General features: G+C 33.6%; 16 protein-coding genes. 8 read left to right on the top strand and 8 right to left on the bottom strand.

The features are described 5' to 3' along the window. Positions 1-88 precede the first annotated feature (88 nt). Complete coding sequence (locus PHV30_04985) at positions 89-715, top strand: putative DNA binding domain-containing protein (GenBank protein MDD5456372.1); 627 nt, start codon at positions 89-91, stop codon at positions 713-715. Positions 716-717: 2 nt separating this feature from the next. On the opposite strand, the gene PHV30_04980 is transcribed toward PHV30_04985, so the two are convergent. Next, complete coding sequence (locus tag PHV30_04980; protein ID MDD5456371.1) at positions 718-1,506, bottom strand: patatin-like phospholipase family protein; 789 nt, start codon at positions 1,504-1,506, stop codon at positions 718-720. 20 nt (positions 1,507-1,526) lie between these two features. After that, positions 1,527-2,432, bottom strand: a complete 906-nt coding sequence (locus tag PHV30_04975; protein MDD5456370.1) for a hypothetical protein — start codon at positions 2,430-2,432, stop codon at positions 1,527-1,529. 75 nt (positions 2,433-2,507) lie between these two features. On the opposite strand from PHV30_04975, the gene PHV30_04970 reads away from it, so the two are divergent. Genes PHV30_04970 through argJ form a run of 3 tightly spaced genes read left to right on the top strand, consistent with a single transcriptional unit; the run spans position 2,508 to position 5,390 of the window. After that, positions 2,508-3,740: an aconitase family protein gene (locus tag PHV30_04970; protein MDD5456369.1), complete on the top strand. Its 1,233-nt coding sequence runs from the start codon at positions 2,508-2,510 to the stop codon at positions 3,738-3,740. Further along, positions 3,731-4,228 carry a 3-isopropylmalate dehydratase gene (locus PHV30_04965; protein MDD5456368.1) on the top strand — a complete coding sequence of 166 codons (498 nt, stop codon included), beginning with the start codon at positions 3,731-3,733 and terminating at the stop codon, positions 4,226-4,228. Before PHV30_04970 ends, PHV30_04965 begins: the two co-directional genes overlap by 10 nt. 1 nt (position 4,229) lies before the next feature. After that, positions 4,230-5,390 carry a bifunctional glutamate N-acetyltransferase/amino-acid acetyltransferase ArgJ gene (argJ, locus tag PHV30_04960; protein ID MDD5456367.1) on the top strand — a complete coding sequence of 387 codons (1,161 nt, stop codon included), beginning with the start codon at positions 4,230-4,232 and terminating at the stop codon, positions 5,388-5,390. A 150-nt stretch (positions 5,391-5,540) separates the two neighbouring features. On the opposite strand, the gene thiL is transcribed toward argJ, so the two are convergent. Genes thiL through PHV30_04945 form a run of 3 tightly spaced genes read right to left on the bottom strand, consistent with a single transcriptional unit; the run spans position 5,541 to position 8,664 of the window. Beyond that, entirely contained in the window at positions 5,541-6,506 is a 966-nt protein-coding gene (thiL, locus tag PHV30_04955; GenBank protein MDD5456366.1) for a thiamine-phosphate kinase, read from the bottom strand. A gap of 13 nt (positions 6,507-6,519) precedes the next feature. Continuing rightward, entirely contained in the window at positions 6,520-7,740 is a 1,221-nt protein-coding gene (gene thiC / locus PHV30_04950) for a phosphomethylpyrimidine synthase ThiC (protein ID MDD5456365.1), read from the bottom strand. Beyond that, positions 7,741-8,664, bottom strand: a complete 924-nt coding sequence (locus tag PHV30_04945; GenBank protein ID MDD5456364.1) for an NAD(P)-dependent oxidoreductase — start codon at positions 8,662-8,664, stop codon at positions 7,741-7,743. It abuts the gene before it with no gap. A gap of 133 nt (positions 8,665-8,797) precedes the next feature. Between PHV30_04945 and PHV30_04940 the strand changes: the two genes are divergently transcribed. Genes PHV30_04940 through PHV30_04925 form a run of 4 tightly spaced genes read left to right on the top strand, consistent with a single transcriptional unit; the run spans position 8,798 to position 11,685 of the window. After that, the gene (locus PHV30_04940) at positions 8,798-10,282 is read left to right on the top strand and encodes a hypothetical protein (GenBank protein MDD5456363.1); all 1,485 of its coding nucleotides are present in this window, start codon (positions 8,798-8,800) and stop codon (positions 10,280-10,282) included. Beyond that, complete coding sequence (locus PHV30_04935; GenBank protein ID MDD5456362.1) at positions 10,263-10,661, top strand: GtrA family protein; 399 nt, start codon at positions 10,263-10,265, stop codon at positions 10,659-10,661. The genes PHV30_04940 and PHV30_04935 overlap by 20 nt, the downstream gene beginning before the upstream one ends. Further along, positions 10,658-11,203 carry a hypothetical protein gene (locus PHV30_04930; GenBank protein MDD5456361.1) on the top strand — a complete coding sequence of 182 codons (546 nt, stop codon included), beginning with the start codon at positions 10,658-10,660 and terminating at the stop codon, positions 11,201-11,203. The genes PHV30_04935 and PHV30_04930 overlap by 4 nt, the downstream gene beginning before the upstream one ends. Then, the gene (locus PHV30_04925; protein MDD5456360.1) at positions 11,200-11,685 is read left to right on the top strand and encodes a hypothetical protein; all 486 of its coding nucleotides are present in this window, start codon (positions 11,200-11,202) and stop codon (positions 11,683-11,685) included. The genes PHV30_04930 and PHV30_04925 overlap by 4 nt, the downstream gene beginning before the upstream one ends. 5 nt (positions 11,686-11,690) lie before the next feature. Here PHV30_04925 and PHV30_04920 read toward each other — a convergent pair whose 3' ends face one another. The 3 genes from PHV30_04920 to PHV30_04910 are packed head-to-tail and all read right to left on the bottom strand — an operon-like array spanning position 11,691 to position 16,929. Then, entirely contained in the window at positions 11,691-13,529 is a 1,839-nt protein-coding gene (locus PHV30_04920; GenBank protein MDD5456359.1) for a hypothetical protein, read from the bottom strand. Beyond that, positions 13,522-15,996: a hypothetical protein gene (locus PHV30_04915; protein ID MDD5456358.1), complete on the bottom strand. Its 2,475-nt coding sequence runs from the start codon at positions 15,994-15,996 to the stop codon at positions 13,522-13,524. Before PHV30_04915 ends, PHV30_04920 begins: the two co-directional genes overlap by 8 nt. Then, entirely contained in the window at positions 15,997-16,929 is a 933-nt protein-coding gene (locus PHV30_04910; GenBank protein ID MDD5456357.1) for a glycosyltransferase family 2 protein, read from the bottom strand. It abuts the gene before it with no gap. Between the last annotated feature and the right edge of the window lie 3 nt (positions 16,930-16,932).

The following is a 16,932-nucleotide window of genomic DNA, read 5'->3' as shown; positions in this document are numbered from 1 at the left end:
TAATTAAAATCCAGTATATTCGTAAGAAATAAAAAAAGCAACATCGGCAATAAAATTGATTAATTGAATTTTTTATGTTATGTTTATTATGACTAAAAAAGGGGTAAAAATGACCTGGAAAGATGTAATCGATTGCTTGCGCGAAGGTGAAGGCCCGCAAATAGAATTTGTTTCCAGTATACTTTCCGCCGAACAACTTATCAAATATATTACAGGTTTTCTCAATCATAACGGTGGTAAAATCATAATCGGTATTGATGATAAGAATGATCATTTGATAGGAAGCAATATTTCCAAAAATTTTATTGAAACCAGTGTGCAGAAAATTGATCCCGCGGTTACCGTGTATATTGAGGAAATCGCGAGACTGGATAAAATTGTTATACTTATAAAAGTACCAGAAGGATCGCATAAGCCCTATTCCTACAGAAACAAGTATTATTTTCGCTCCGGGATAGAAATCAAAAAAATGGCCAAGGAGGAAATTTATTCGCATGTCGGTCAGGAACAATCAGTAAAATTGAATCAAAGGCAGGAACAGTGTTTAAAGTATGTAAAAGAAAAAGAATTTGTAACCAATAAAACTTATAGGAATTTATATAACATTTCACATAAAACCGCACACATCGAACTTACTGCATTATTTACAATGGGAATATTGGAAAAAATCGGTCAGGGCAGAAGTACTTCTTATAAACTCAAGACAAGTAAATAAATTCAAAGAAAACCACGCTTGCGCAGAAAAGGTAGCAAAGTCTCACGGGCACATTTTTCACCCATTTTCATAAGGTCTTCCTTTTTCTTTAAGTCAAAGGAATTGATGTCCTGGTTAACAGGTTCCATTAATAAATCACAAGTAAGTTCTTTTATTTGTTCTTTTAGCATCAGATCCAATGACCTGTCCATAATATTTAACATTGTGTATGTTTTATTTTTTTTAGGGTCCATATCGCTCTTGGGAATTACATCTACTCCGACTATAATTTCCGCGCCCATTTTTTTGACAAGCTGCACCGGAAGATTACAAAAAACACCCCCGTCACAAAAAATTTCATTTTTTTGAATTACTGGTGTATATATTCCCGGGAAACTAGCGCTCATTTGAATAGCACTGGATAAACTCCCTGATTTAATAACCACCATTTTGCCTTTTGTGATATTGCTTGCTGTAACTGAAAAAGGTATTTTTAACTTTGAAAAACTATCATGTTTGATAAAAGTTTTGATAAGATTGTCTATAGCTTTGCTGTTGCTGAGCCCGCTTAATTGAAAGGAAAACTGATAAAAATTGTTCCACTTGATGCGTCTGGAAACAGCTATAATTTCTTTTACTGTCATTCCGTCTGCGTAAAGAGCGCCTATTATGGATCCGATACTCGTACCGGCCAAATAATCAATCTTGATCCTATATTCCTCGATAACCTTAAGCACGCCCACATGCGCCAGCCCGCGCAGACTGCCACCACCCAACGCCAGACCTAATATTTTTTTATTCTTTTTTGCCACAACTAACTATTATAAAGTATTTAGAAATTTATAGAAAGCATTGATAACATGTTTATAGCTGAAGTATTTGCCGGTTTACTGATATAAGCTCCTTCAAAAGATAAAATCAGATTACTGTTAAGGTGATAATTTAATCCGGCGGAAATCGAAACAGATTTGTTCAACACTGTCGCTGCAACTGAGTTGGCATAACTTATACGTAATACAGTATCCATATCTTCAAGTGCCGAAACAAGTAACGAGGCATCTATAGTCATGGCGTTTTTATTATTCCCAAAAAGGCAACGATAAACCTCAAGGTCAAGAATTGCTTTGCTTACCGCAATAGAAACCATTCCATGAATATCCACACGATAAACCTTGGAGCCATTGTTATTTTCCTGATCAATAAACACAGACTGCTGAAAAAGATATTCTTTTTTTGGCATAAGACTGATCTTCATAGCAGCTGCTGTCATGGAATCATTTACTCCGTTGTTAACAAGTGCACCGTTAATAAATAAAATTTGATTAAAATCGAGCTGTGAAGATATACCTGCTCTGACAATTTCTTCAAATGTTCTGGAAAAAGGGTCAGCTATTCCACGATTTGTATAACTGCCGAAGGGTATGGTTTGTTTCCCGATTATCATATGCCCGATTTGCACGTAGGCATTATTGATGAAATCAGGGTTAAGATTATTCACGTTGGATGAAGTGTTAAGATTTAATTTTACAACCGTTGATGTGTGATTATTGGCTTGTAAATTAAAAGTATAATAAGATCGGTCCATGCTGAAGACCTGATTACCATCGTTGAAATTACTTCCGAAACCATATCTGAAATGAATATCGGCTGATTGTGTGAAGTCGAGGCACAATGTAATAGATGTTGCCAGCACAAAGCACGCAACCAAATATTTCTGAAAATACCTAAATGCCCCCATGTCGTAAATTTTATATGAAAGAGCTTAGATATGCAATGTTTACGCTTATAATCTCTTTAGGGCTTATGATATAATATGCACATCATGCAGGGTACTATTCTGGAAAAAATTCTCAAGCTTCATTCCAAAAGTAAAAATATTGCTCCAGATGAAATCATCTCTGTAGACGTGGATCATATTCTGATACCTGACAATAGTGTAGTCCCTATTTTTGATATTCTGGAAAATCATCAGATTAAACCTCACCACGAAAATATATATCTGGCCCTGACCAATTTCCCCTATCAATATGAGTTTTCATACAGTCATATTCAGAAGAAAATTCTGGACCTGGCCAAAAAGTATAAATTTAAAATCCTGGATAATTATAAAGGTTTATGGTTTTATAATTTGTTGCAAAAAAATATAATTGAGCCCGGCAATATATTTCTGGGCCGTGCATCAACAATCAACTTTTTTTCACCTTTAAATAATTTAAATATCAGTTCCGGCATGCAGGATATTATTCAAGCTATGATAACTAGCAAGCATGATTATCTGGTTCCGGAGGTCATTCATATTGTACTTGAGGGTCATCTTCAACAAAATATTTCCGGCAAAGACATAGCGCTTTATTTGATTAAAGAACTTTCCTCCAGTTTGATGAACGGACATTATTTACTGGAATTTTCCGGATCTCTGCTTGAAGAAATTTCTGCCAAAGATCTATATTCCCTTGCTCTTCATCATTATAATATGAATGCGTCTTCATTTACTTTTCCTCCTCTTCAACAAATAAACAAAGTAATGTGCGGAGTTTTTCCAGACAGCAAAGTAAAATATGCCAAGGAATTCACTTTTGATCTTACAAATTTGTCACCTCTTGTGGAAAATAACGGAAAAATATTGGGAGTTAAAGAGCTGTGCGACAAAAAAATTGATAAAGTTTTCATTGGTAACAGCATTGGCGGAACGCTGGCAGATATGGAATTTTTAGCAAAAATTCTGGCTGACAAAAAAGTAAAAATACCCTGTTTCGTGACACCTTCATCCCACAAAATACTTACTGAAGCCATGCAAAAAGGATATATGACATCAATATTGAATGGTGGTTGTATTTTGCTTACTCCCTCTACCGGAATAAGTTCGGCAACCAATGGTTTAATACCGATTGAGGGAGAAAATATAGTTTCTACAGCTGTAAATATATTGTCCATACAGGTTAAAGAAATTCCTATGGAATTTTATACATCTTCAATTGAAACAGCGATAAATACAGCCATAACCGGACACTTAGCAACTTGCGAGGAGGGAGCAGTTTGTCCTTAAAATTTGAAATTATTACTGGCAAAGCTTTTAAAATTGATGCTGTTATTTCCTCCAAGGATATCATAAGTACCAGCATCACTGAATCTTATCACAGCGGGCACAATATGATACCTTTTGTAAATAAAATACCTAACTTTACCGAAGAAGTTTTTTCCAAATCAATTTTGGTAGTGGGTGAAAACTTCAGTTATGGGTCATCTAATGAAATGCCGGCTATTTCTTTGAAAAAAAATGGTGTAAACGCAATTATCGCCAAATCTTTTTTCCCCTGTTTTTATAAAAATGCCTACAATATCGGGCTATTGTGTATTAATGCCAATACAGATTACATTGATGATGATGATGATCTAAAAATTGACCTTATTCAGAGTTTCATTCAAAATAAAACCAAACAACTGGGTATTAAAATAAAACCCATAAAGAAATATTTTTATAATCTTTATCTGAACGGTGGGCTATTAAATACTATTTTTAAAGAAGGAGTCTGATATGTATAGCATAGATGGTTTCCAGTTTTCCGGGATACACAGTGGTATAAAAAAAAGCAAACTTGATTTGGGACTGGTTTACGCAAAAGATGGAGCCTCCTTTGCACTTGTTACAACTACTAATAAATTCGCTGCACCAGGTTCTATTAACGCCCGTGCTGTACAAACAAGTCAGGATAAACTTGAAATTTTAATGGTGAATAGCGGTAACGCCAATGCTTTAACAGGGAAAAAAGGATTAAATGATATTCATTTTCTATTGAAAAACTTAGGTTCATTGCTTAAATTTGACGCTAAAAAAGGATTATTATTTTCCACAGGTATTATCGGTAAAAATCTGCCGTTGGAGACAATCACAAATAGTTACAAAAAATTAGTTAGTGGGTTGAAAAACGATGCAGCAGCTTTCAGTGAAGCAATTTGCACAACAGACCTGGTACAAAAAGTTGTTCATAAAAAAATAATAATCAACAATGAAGAAATTAATATTCTGGGAACAGCCAAAGGAAGCGGCATGATCCAACCGAACATGGCTACCATGCTGGCCTTTATCTTTACAGATGCCACTATCAGCTCGTCTTCTCTGAGAAAAATGATAAAAAAAGTTACAGCTGAATCATTTCACCGGATCACTGTAGACAGTGATTCCTCGACCAATGATACTTTTATGATTCTGGCCAGCAATAAAAAACAAAAAATTTCACAAACTGATGAAAAGTTTCTGGAAGCTTTGTGTGAAGTTGCAGCCGAACTTGCCAAAAAAATTATAGAAGACGGTGAAGGATGCACAAAATTTGTAGAAATCCAGATACAGAAAGCCAAAAGCAAAAAAGAAGCCCGTGATATTTTTTACGCCATTGCCAACTCCCCCCTGGTAAAAACAGCTATTTTCGGAGAAAACCCAAACTTCGGCCGCATCTTGTGCTCTGCCGGAAAAATAAAGTCTTCGCTGGTTGCTGATAAGGTAGATTTATACTTTGGAAGTTACCAACTTGTTAAAGGTGGTACTATATTGGCTTATGAAAAAAATCTGCTGGATAAGTATATGAAAAATAAGAAACTGTTAATAACACTGGACCTGAACATTGGAAGTTCAAGCTTTAGCGGCTGGACAACAGATTTGTCCTACGATTATGTAAAAATTAACGCTGAATACAATTAATAACTTTCAGTCTTTGTCACACTGAGCTTGTTTGCCGCCCCGACTTGTCTCGGCGAAGCTTCAGCGAAGACGGAAGCTTTAGCGTAGGCGGGACGAAGTGTGCTTATCTATATTGGGCTAAATCTGAAAATAACCATAATTTTGCAAAGCTTACAGATTTATATTCTGCTGAAAGTGATCAAACCCTGAAGGAAGCTCGTACTCCTTACTATCCTGCTGATAACAATATTTTTTCTTTTTTATTATAGTTCCGATAACGGTGAGCGGAGTTTTCAGTTTATATTCTTTGATAAGTTTATTATAATTTTTTTCAGTTGCGGTAAACATCAACTCGTAATCTTCCCCTCCCCTTAAAGCACAGTCAACCAAACTGACACGAATTTGAGGCTCAGCATTCAGGGCTGCTTTGGAAAATGGCAGTTTGTCAGCAAGCACAGATACCCCCGTTTCGCTTTCTTTGGCAATATGTCTGGCTTCCGAGGCTATACCGTCACTTATATCAATCATTGATGAAGCGTATTTCTTAATAATTTGCGCTTCTTTGATCCTGGCTTTCGGTTCGGCCAATTTTTTAAAAAGCGCAGGAACTGGCGTATCATTCTGCTTCAATAACAATCTCGCCACACACGCATCACCTACTGTTCCGGTAATTGCAAGCAGGTCACCGTGCCTGGCGCCGGATCTGTATATTGGTTTGTACAGGCTTTCTCCTATAACAGAGGCAGTAAGTGATAAAGTTTTCCCGTGAGTAATATTGCCACCCAATAAAGATATCTTGTAGGGAGTAATTGATTTTTTGATCCCCTGATAGACTTTATGGCACCATTCAGGTGACGTTTGTTTATCAAGTATCAAAGAAACAAATAAAAATTTTGGTGAAGCACCCATAGCAGCGATATCACTTAAATTTATTTCAGCCAGACGGGCTCCTATTTGTTCCGGAGAAAACCACTGCTTTAAAAAGTGATCACCTTCAACCATAGTATCGGTTGTAAAAACTATATATTTTTTCCCTCCTTTCCAAACTGCGCAATCGTCACCTATTCCCTTCTGAACATTCTTCTGATATACAGGAAAATCTTTGGCCAGAAAATCTATTAACTGAAATTCGTTCATAAAACCTCCGAATTTACTTTAAGGCGCAGAATTCACCGCACATGGTGCATGCTTTCATTTCTTCAGGAGTTTTTTTCATATATTTATCAAAGGAATCAGGATCAAGAGCATACTTTTTCTGAGTTGCCCAATCCAGTTTGGCCCTGGCCTCAGAAAGTTTTCGGTCTCTATCCAGACCTTTACCTCGGGTTATATCCACTGCATGAGCAGCGATTTTGAAAGCAATGATACCCTCTTTTACATCATCCAGATTGGGCAAGGATAAATGTTCGGAGGGCGTGACATAACATAAAAAATCAGCTCCGGCATGCGCTGCCATTGTTGCCCCTATTGCCGCAGTAATATGATCATAGCCCGGTGCTATATCAGTAACCAGCGGGCCTAAAACATAAAAAGGAGCGCCATGACAATATTTTTTTTGCAGTTTGATGTTCAATTCGATCCTGTGGAAAGGAATATGTCCAGGGCCTTCCACTATTGTCTGCACACCTGCTTTTCTTGCCCGCAAAACCAGATCGCCGATATTTCTGAGCTCCTCCAGTTGTGCTTCATCGGTTTCATCTATTACTGTAGCCGGTCTCATGCCGTCGCCCAAAGAAATTGTCATGTTGTATTTTTTACAAATCTGCAGTATTTCATCAAAATGTTCATATAAAAAATTTTCTTTGTTATGTTTTTGCATCCATTTCATCAGCAGGGAACCACCGCGGCTAGTCACCTTTATAATTCTGGATTTAACCAGCTCCAGATGCTTCCTTAAAAGTCCTGCGTGAATAACCACAAAATCCACACCATCCTGGCCGCTTTCATCAAGTATTTTTAAAAATTTGGCAGACATGTCCCTGGGATAATTCTGGTTATAATAAAAAAGTTCATATACCGGCACTGTACCAAGCGGCATGCTTGTTCTCTTTATTATCTGCTGTCTTAAGGAACGGATATTTTCTCCAAGTGACAAATCCATAAGTGTATCTACTCCATATTTTTCGCAAAGCTGAACCTTTTTTATTTCCTGGCTAAGGTCCTGACAAGCCGGAGAAGTACCGATATTGGCATTAATCTTGATGGATAATCCCTTGCCAATGGCTATAGGTTTAACATTTTTGTGTAATTTATTATATAAGACGACAGCCTTCCCCTGCTTTACCAGAATCCTCAGGCTTTCCACGGTAATTCCTTCGTTATCGGCAATTTCTTTATAAATTTTCTGCGGAATTATTTCAGGTTTTATCATTTATTTTTCGCTCTGTTTCAAAATATCCTGAATATTGTATAACATTGTGGGTATTTTAAAAACCCTGCAATTCACTGTATCATAATGAAAAAATTTATAATTTAATGAAAAATAACCCCAGGGGTCAACTTTTATTCGAAAAAATTTAATTATAAATTTAATAAAACCGGTAGGAATTTTAATACGTATCCAGGTTTTGATTTTGTAATAATCACAACATTGTTTGATAAAATCTTTAAGTAAAATATAATCATTGCCCAAAACAAAATTGTTGCCTTTAACTTCATTTTCCAGCATGTAGTTCATTACTTCGGCTATATCCCGAGCGTGAATAAAGTGGAATCCCAAATCGATATAGAAATATTTAAGCCATTTTAAATACTTTCCCGGTTCTTTGAGGCCCTGACTGATATGAGTAAAAGGATGAGTCCTGTCTCCTCCCACTATTACAGTAGGGAAAACATGTATTACTTTGTCCTTATACTTTGAACTTTGTACTGCCAGATAACTTTGATATTTATCTTTTATATAACTTGTTCCTATCTCACCAGCCTCTTTAAGCGGCTTATTTCCTCTGCCCAGAATACTGGCCGTTGAAAAAAATATTATTTTTTTTACTCTTTTGTGGTCCAGGAGTTCAAGCAGCTTTAAAGGAGCTTCGATTATACATTCCTTACTACCGCACCAGGATGTGGCAATATGAATTACATGGTCCATCTGTTTTAAAAGCGGAGCAAGAGAGTCCAGTTTCTCCACATCTCCGACGATCAATTCAGCATTTTTAACAGCATCTATATCCAGCAGAAAACGTTTTTTATCGCGTATCAGGAGATACATTTTATATTGAGGTTTATTGGCGAATTGCTCTACCAGATAATGTCCGACACAGCCTGTGGAACCGGTTATAAAAATATTTTCTACCATAATTGAATCTTAGCTATCATACCAGATGTTCTGGTGGCAAACAACATTTACTATCTTGATGTTCTTATGAAAATCGATAAGTAAAATCCCGGTCATATAAATTTTTCAAACAATATGCTAAACTTTTTTAATTATGAAAAAACTTTTTATCTCAATATTTGATTATATTTCCGAACAGCAAAAAATTATTTTATATTTATCGATCATACTTTGCGCTCTGATTATACTTGTATCTGTTTATGTTAACTATAATAATGGTACATTTCATTATGAAAATGATGTTTATATACCTCATTTTCTAAGCGACAAACCTTTATTAATGAAAATATTTAACCCGATAACCGAACTGGCTAACGGTAAAAATTTCTTCAGAGCCAGAGAAGTTGGTACATTCTTCAATTATGTTGATACCAGCTTCATATTCTACTGTTTCAGACTCGGTATCCCTCATTTTTTGTCCATGGTCCATTATTTATCCCTGATTATTATTTCTTTAATGACTATTTTTTTCGCCAAGAAATATTTAACAAAAAAAATGTTTGTTATTACTATTTTATTATTAATTCTTTTTTTAACATCACCTGCGCCGTTTCTGACAGGTCTTTATTACAGAACCTCAAAAATATTGACTTCTCTTGGGATTTTTTTCATGTTCTGGTTGATAACTATTAAAAAACATTCATTTGGGAAAAATGAATCCAGGTATTCACATTTAACATCTTTTTTATTAACTTTCTTCATAGTTACTTTTACATGTCTGGCTGATGAACAAGGATTGGCTTATATGATACTGGCATTTATCATACCTCTGGTCTATTTCAAATTTTATGAAAGAAAAAATTTTTTACCTCTAGTTTGGGGGTTCCTATTTTCCTTCATTTTTGTTTACCTATATCGTAAAATATTAGATCCTTTTTTATACTTAATCGGTTCTGGAACAAACCATGCGCAAATTCAATATGCAGGCACATTATCCTTTCAAAATTTTAAGCAGGGATTTTTTTTATTAAGTGAATATGTACAGCAGTTTTTCGGGAATATAGGGATGATTGGTGCTTTTATTTTAATCGGATTTTCTATATTTATAATGTTTCACTATATAAGCAAAAAAAATATTAATCAAAAATACAAATTAATACCTGTCAGCGTACTGATAATTGGAATAGTATATATAGTCTTTCTGCTGAATCTTATGACAATCGCTCATCCGCCGTTGCTTTGGGCTGATGTTAAAATTGTTTATTATACTTTACCACCTCTAATGGTAATATTTTGTACGTCAATTTATTTAATCCAAAAATTAATCGAGCAGAATCCTGGATTAGGAAGTTTGACAGCTTTTTTCCTGCTCTTGATGATTGTTTCCAATAGTGTACTTTTAAACAACAATAACAGAATATTTTATTCAGGGCATCTTCATAATAAAGGATTCAAAATAGCACCTTTAATAATATTTGCTGTATATCATCCGGATATCCCTCTAGCACAAGCCTTGAAGTCATCCCCGGCAAGCCCTCTGCCGCAGGAACTTTTATCTCCCGTCGGACAAAAAATCGGTGGACCCACGACCTTAATCTTAAGACAGAGAATAGGGAAAAATGATAATAAAAACTATTAAAAATATACTGGAAGTTCGTTTTATCCGTTTTCTGTTAACCGGAGTATTATGCGCGATATTCGGCTATTCAGTTTATGCGCTTTTCATTATTTTGGGAGTACACTATACCATAGCATCTTTTTGCTCAACTTTTATCGGAATCCTCTTTAATTTTAAAGTATACGGGAAATTGGTTTTTAACAGTAAAAACAACAAGCTGATCTTTCGCTTTTTTTTATCTTATGGCATAAGTTATATTATCAATATCGGTTTGTTGGCAATTTTTAATATCTTCCATATCAATATGCTTGTGGCCGGAGCTATTTTGTTATTTCCTATGGGTATCATCTCTTATCTGCTTCAAAAAAATATTGTTTATATAGACTCAAACAAAATATGACAAATAATTACATATTTCTGATTTTCTTTATAGGGACTTATTCTGTCTATATTATTGCTGCTGTATTATTAAAAACCGGGCGCGGCAAATCACCGTTAAAACAATTCAATCTTTTACATTTTAAATTTTTTACCCTATACCTGGTGATTTCTTCCTTATACTGCTTATTAAACCTAAACAAATTTTCTCTTATTATCCTTTTTGATTTTCTAATCGGAGTGTTCTTTTACTTTGCTTTTCATTATGCAATATTTATGAATTTTGTCAGTCTGGTCGCAGCGAGTGTTTCTACCTCCATTCTTTCTCTTGTTTATGAAAATAAAAATCACATCCATAAAGATAAAATAGCAGAATTATACGCTGGTGGAGAAGGTATCGAATATATCAGGACAAGCAGAATTCGGAGAATAAACGATATGTTGGGCTGGATTGATGTGAAAAATAACACCTATAAGCTTACTGACAAAGGCAGACGAATGGTCTACATGACCAAGCTTTTATTAAAAGTCTGGAAACTCAAACAATTAGGGTTTGAAAAATGAGCATATTGTTTCTGACAGCGATGGTTCTTTTCTGCGTCTATGTGGCTCTGCACTTAGTAGTTACCCGAATATACGGGAATCGTAGTTATTTGATCAAGGCTTACTCCATATTTCTTGCTATCAGTATTTTACTGGTAAAACCTCTGTTGGACAGGTTTGGGGTACTCAATGCCATCATCATTTATTTTAATCTGGTACTTTTTTGGAATCTATATTTAACCTTTTTTATTAATCTGATGAACTCAATTTCATTGCGAATTATGTTGGAAATAAATGAATCATCACAAAAAAAATTAACGTATCAAAATATTAAAAATCTGTATAATAATGAAGAAATACTTGGGAAAAGAATTAATGAGCTGGCCATAAATAAATTCATAAAAATATCAGAAAATTATATTGATTTAACCGGCAAAGGGAAAATATTGGCTGGTTTTCTGCATTATTTAAGGAATATTTTCTCAATTAACTTTTACGGTTAAAATTATTAATTACGAACCAAAACTTCAATTGGATAACAGTTGTTTACCTGTTTATAATATACCCTTTTGTAAATACCATTTTCTCTCAGTGTATTGATAACCTGAGCGATCTCTCTTTGCCCGCTTCTCTTCCCTGCTCTAAAAATATTTTCATGAGTAACCCAGGCATCTTCTGGAAAATGCATGAATAAAATAATTTTAGGACGAAAATTTTTTATATATTCTGCTGTTTTTAAAGCATATTTATCGCTGCAAACATCAAAATAATTTATTGCTGAGAAAGAAGAATTAACCCGTCGCGTTAAAACGTTGAACAATGAAATGTGCGGGAAAAAATAAACTTCATCTTGAGGTGTAGAATTTCTCATTATCAGGTTATAAATATCTTCATAACATGTTAGTGAAGATGCTGACAAATAAAACCCCTCAAGTTCAGGAATTTTTGATGAAAATCTTGCTTCACGGACATCAGGTTCGCCCCAGCCCCACCAGTAATAAGGAGTTTTATATCTTGAAGAAGATATTATTATTACCGAAGAGATACTGAAAACTACAAAAATAATCAAAAATATTTTTTTGGTCAAGTCTCCTTTAAGAATGTCCCAAAGAAATAAAAAAACTACAGGGAAAGCTAACAACAACGCATGTATTTCCAATACCCCTGACATACCATGAGCGAACATCCAGATAAAAGAAACCGCGGACAAATACAAAAACACCATATTCTTTTTATCATAAGGATTAATTATCCATACATAAAAAGCTTTAAAAACTATTAATATCACTGTAAAAAAAATTATAAAAGACAGGTAGTGGTCAATCGTTTGATAATTGCCTAAAAATAAAAAATTTTCTATCAACCCTGGTGTAAAATATGAATATAAAAAAGATGCTATTATCAAGCATGTAAATACAAGGAACCCGCTATAAGGAGCATAATTAGCGTTTTTTTTGCTTTTTGATTTTTTTGCGAAAAAATATACTAATATAAAAAGTATTATATATAATGAAATTTTTCTAATATCGATAGAATCGAATAATCTGGGAATAAATCCGAAAAGAATATCCCGGAGAGCACCCTTGCTGCTTGTTGAGATATAAACCTGATTAAAGTAGTTACGCACAGTATCATGACGAACAAGCCAGATACCGAAAAAAATAAGGGGTAAAAGATAGCCGGCTATATAGATTACCAGGTATTTAAGCAAACTTGTGAAAGTGTGATATCTATATGCATAAAGTATCAGGACTATTATAAAAAAAAGAGAGAAAAGTATACCTGATGATTGTTTGGTTAAAAAAGCCATTGCCGTGAATAACCCTGCTAAAAAAATATTTATGATATTTGTAAATCCTGCTCGTTCATTTGTTATAAAATTAAACATGAAAACAGTAGCAAGAATTGTTATAAAAAGCGCTGTTTGATAATAAGAATAAGGTAAATCTACATTAAAACTGCTATAAAAAAAATAAGCTATAACCAGGCAAAGAAAGGCGATAAACCTGTCATTTATTTTGCTTACTATTTTATATATCAATAAAACTAAAATAATACGCTCTACAATCCCAAATATCCTCATGGAGAGTATGGAAGAAACTGAAAAAAACCTGGATAATTTATAAATACAATCCATGATAAACATATAAACAGGCTGAATATATAAATAAAAATCGCGGTAAGGTATTTTCCCTCTATAAATTAACTCGGAATAATAATTGAACCAGCCTTCCTGAACAGGCAAATATCTGTTAATGGTTAAGAGCTGATAGGAACCGACAATTAAAATTAAACAGAAATAAGGTAAAGCATTAACCAGAAATTTTTTATTGATGAATTTATTCAACTTTGTTATTTATTCTATGATAAACGGTAAGCAAGTCCGTCTTTTCCATAAGCGCATAATTATTCTTAACAATATCAAACAACCGTTTCAAGTTAGTTAATCTCAAGTAGCGGCTTATCGACTCATTATGTAGAATCGGGCCCAGTTTAAAAACATCCATATGTATTATGTCCATGCTGAAATCCCTGTTAATGTCGGAATCGACAAATAGATACTCGGGTTTATCCGTAAGCAATTTGGCAACGCAAGCCTGGAATTCTTTGTCGCTCATAATGTATGCGGTCAAATCAAAATATGGCATTGCACTATATCTGTCAGCAAGAAAAGGAATAAAATAATCATATCTGGAAAGAATATAAATATCACTCTTGTCACTATATTTTTTTATTAATTTTACAGCATTTTCAAAATAAATCGGATTCATTGTCGAAATCAGATCTGCTTTCTGCAGTTTCCAGTGATATGTCCTGTGTTCCTTGAAAATATTCATATATGTATTTTTGCTCTGATAATATGGTTGCAGAGAAAACAAAAAAACCAGAAAACCGGCTAAGGAAATTATTCCCAGGATTCTTTTTTCAGTTTTTAAAAAACCGGGTTTATTATCAAGAATCATCTTTAAAAAGGCGAAAATAGTTAAAGTATATATTGGTATAAATACCAGGAAATGATGCTTGTCCGAGCCCCAAATATAATAAGTTAAAAGAACTTGTGAGTAGAGAAAAAGAAAAATTACAATAAACTTGAAATCATATTTTTTTTTGTCAGAAAATTTTATCCAGACAAAATATCCTGTGGCGATTACAGCTAATATCATATAGATATCGGCTAATGATAAAGGAAATCCAAGCAGACCGAGATTAAAATATTCAGTGATATAATCGACACCAAGATGGCTGCTAGCTAAGTATACTGCTACACTCAAGAAAAATAATATACATAACAGTAAATATCTCCAGGCAATTGAAAAAAGTTTATTATCCTGGAAAAAATAATAAATACCCAATGTAGCTATAGCAGAGGCAGTCACAAATAAACCAAGACTGGAATTATTGAAAATAGCCAGCAAACAAAAAACAAATAGCAGAAATATATAGAGAATATTTTTATTTTTCATATAAAAAGCAAGGAAAAATATTATTGGAACATCAAAAAGATGTCTGATCGGATTAGCGCCTGGACCTAAAAATAAAAACTGAAATTCAAAAAAATTTAGGCCGGCTGTAATAAATAATGTGATAGCTACTACATACTCGATTTTCCTGAATAAAAAAAATAATAATAAAATAAATAAAAAATAATAAATATAATAAAATGAATAGAATAAATGAAAATAATTTTGCAGTTTTATGCCGCCTGAATATTTTAATAATTCCTTCAAAATTGTTATATTAAGCCATCCATATTGCATAAATGTCTTATTCACGGGTTTTCCCAAGTTCAGTTCATTTATAGGACCATAAAAATGGTTGTGATGATGCAAAATACCCCTATTAAGTATCTGCCAGTTGATTTCATTAAAATTTTTATTTATAAAATCCTCAATTTGCCAGGATGACGATGATAAGCTCTGTTCTTTGCCACCAGCACGATCTATATATTGAAGCAAGTCAGCATGTTTGATTTCTATTGGATCCTCAAAAATCTTTGTCAGAAAATCTCTTTTACTGAAGTTAAAACTGCTGAAATTAAATAATTGTTTTTGCTGTTTATCATAATAATAGTTTAAATACTGTGAAAAATCTTCAGGTTTTAGTTGCTTTTCAGCAGATAATTGTCCGGAGTATGTTTCTGTTATTTGTTTACGAAAATCGTACTTTTGTGTTACTCCAAGCAATTTGCTTTCATTGATGAAATCGAAGTTGTCAACGTAAGTACCGTTTATCAAAGTTTCCGCAGGTATTTCATAAAATTCATTGTGCAGTTTTATTTTTTCGAAAACAAAAGGGGAAAAAATGGAGAATATTTGTAATAAACATAAGGTAAATATTAAAACATACAATATTTGGGAATATTTTTTTAAAAAATTAATAATTCCATCTATTTTTATTACTCGATAATAAAGCGGTAACAAGAAAATCAATATCCATAATAATACCCTGAGTCCATAATCACCGGGATTTTTAGGTATAAATACAACCATATTCAATAAAAATAGATTTATGGAATAGAACCATAGTTTTGTCCTGTTTTGTTCAGTTTTATTTTTTGGATTTATATTAAGCAAAACAAAAAATAAAGAAAAATACAAAAACAGTACGATTATACTCACTATATAGAACAGAACATCTACGGGTTTATAGGGGAAAAACAAAGGTTTAATCCATAAATAAAAATCAACATTCCCTGACACTGCCGCCATCTTTTCAGCTACAATTGTCGCTGTCATTCTTAAGAGCTTTAACAGGCCTATCAGGCATATAGAAAAATGAATTGTATAGGCGCGTTTACTAAACGTGGAATTCATCTAGAAATTAATTCTTTCCTTCTCGATCACCAGAGGGCGGTCTTTAACTTGTGTATAAATTGCCCCGATATATTCACCGATAATGCCAATAAAAAAAAGTTGCACAGCGCCGAAAAAAAACAGGCCTATAATAAGTGGTGCCATACCCATTTGAAAGCTGTTCCAAAAGACCAGTTTATAAATAAAATAAGAAAAAGCTATCAATAAGCTGATTATAGAAACGATAAACCCGATAAAAGTAGCTAACCTCAACGGTACTTTGGTATGATTAACAAACCCCAACATGGCCATATCGTATAAACTATAAAAATTATTCTTTGACTTTCCTTCCTTGCGCTTAGGCTGAACGTAATTTATTTCCGCTCTTTCAAAACCTATTTCCGCTATAAGTCCACGAAAATAAGGATATGGATCTTTGAACTTTTTTAGGGTGTCTATAACCTGTTTATCGTATAGACCGAACCCAGTGAAATTCTTAATATGTCCGGTATTAGACATTTTTTTCAACAAATTATAATACATTTTTCGCAGCATAAAGACTAATGTCGATTCTTTACTTTTGTGCTTAACCCCGATAACTATTTTATATCCATCTTCCCACTTCTTTAAAAAATCTTTAATCATTTCAGGTGGATCCTGGAAATCTGCCACCAGACTGATCACGGCGTCACCTTTTGTTTGTAAAAATGCGTAAAAGGGAGAACGTACGTGACCGAAATTTCTTGTATTAACAATTATTTTTACATTTTTATCTTTTTTAGCTATCTCTTTCAAGATTCCCACTGTTTTATCAGTCGAGGCATTATCAATAAAAATGTGTTCGTAATTATATTCCGGCATCTGTGTGAATATTTTTTTAACTGCCTGATATAAATTCCTTACATTAGGTTCTTCGTTGTAACAAGCTGTCATAATACTTATCAATTTTTTCATAAA

This window comes from Candidatus Margulisiibacteriota bacterium, from assembly GCA_028715625.1.
In the GTDB taxonomy this organism is placed as follows: domain Bacteria; phylum Margulisbacteria; class Riflemargulisbacteria; order GWF2-35-9; family GWF2-35-9; genus JAQURL01.
This window is presented reverse-complemented; position numbering and strand designations above follow the sequence as displayed.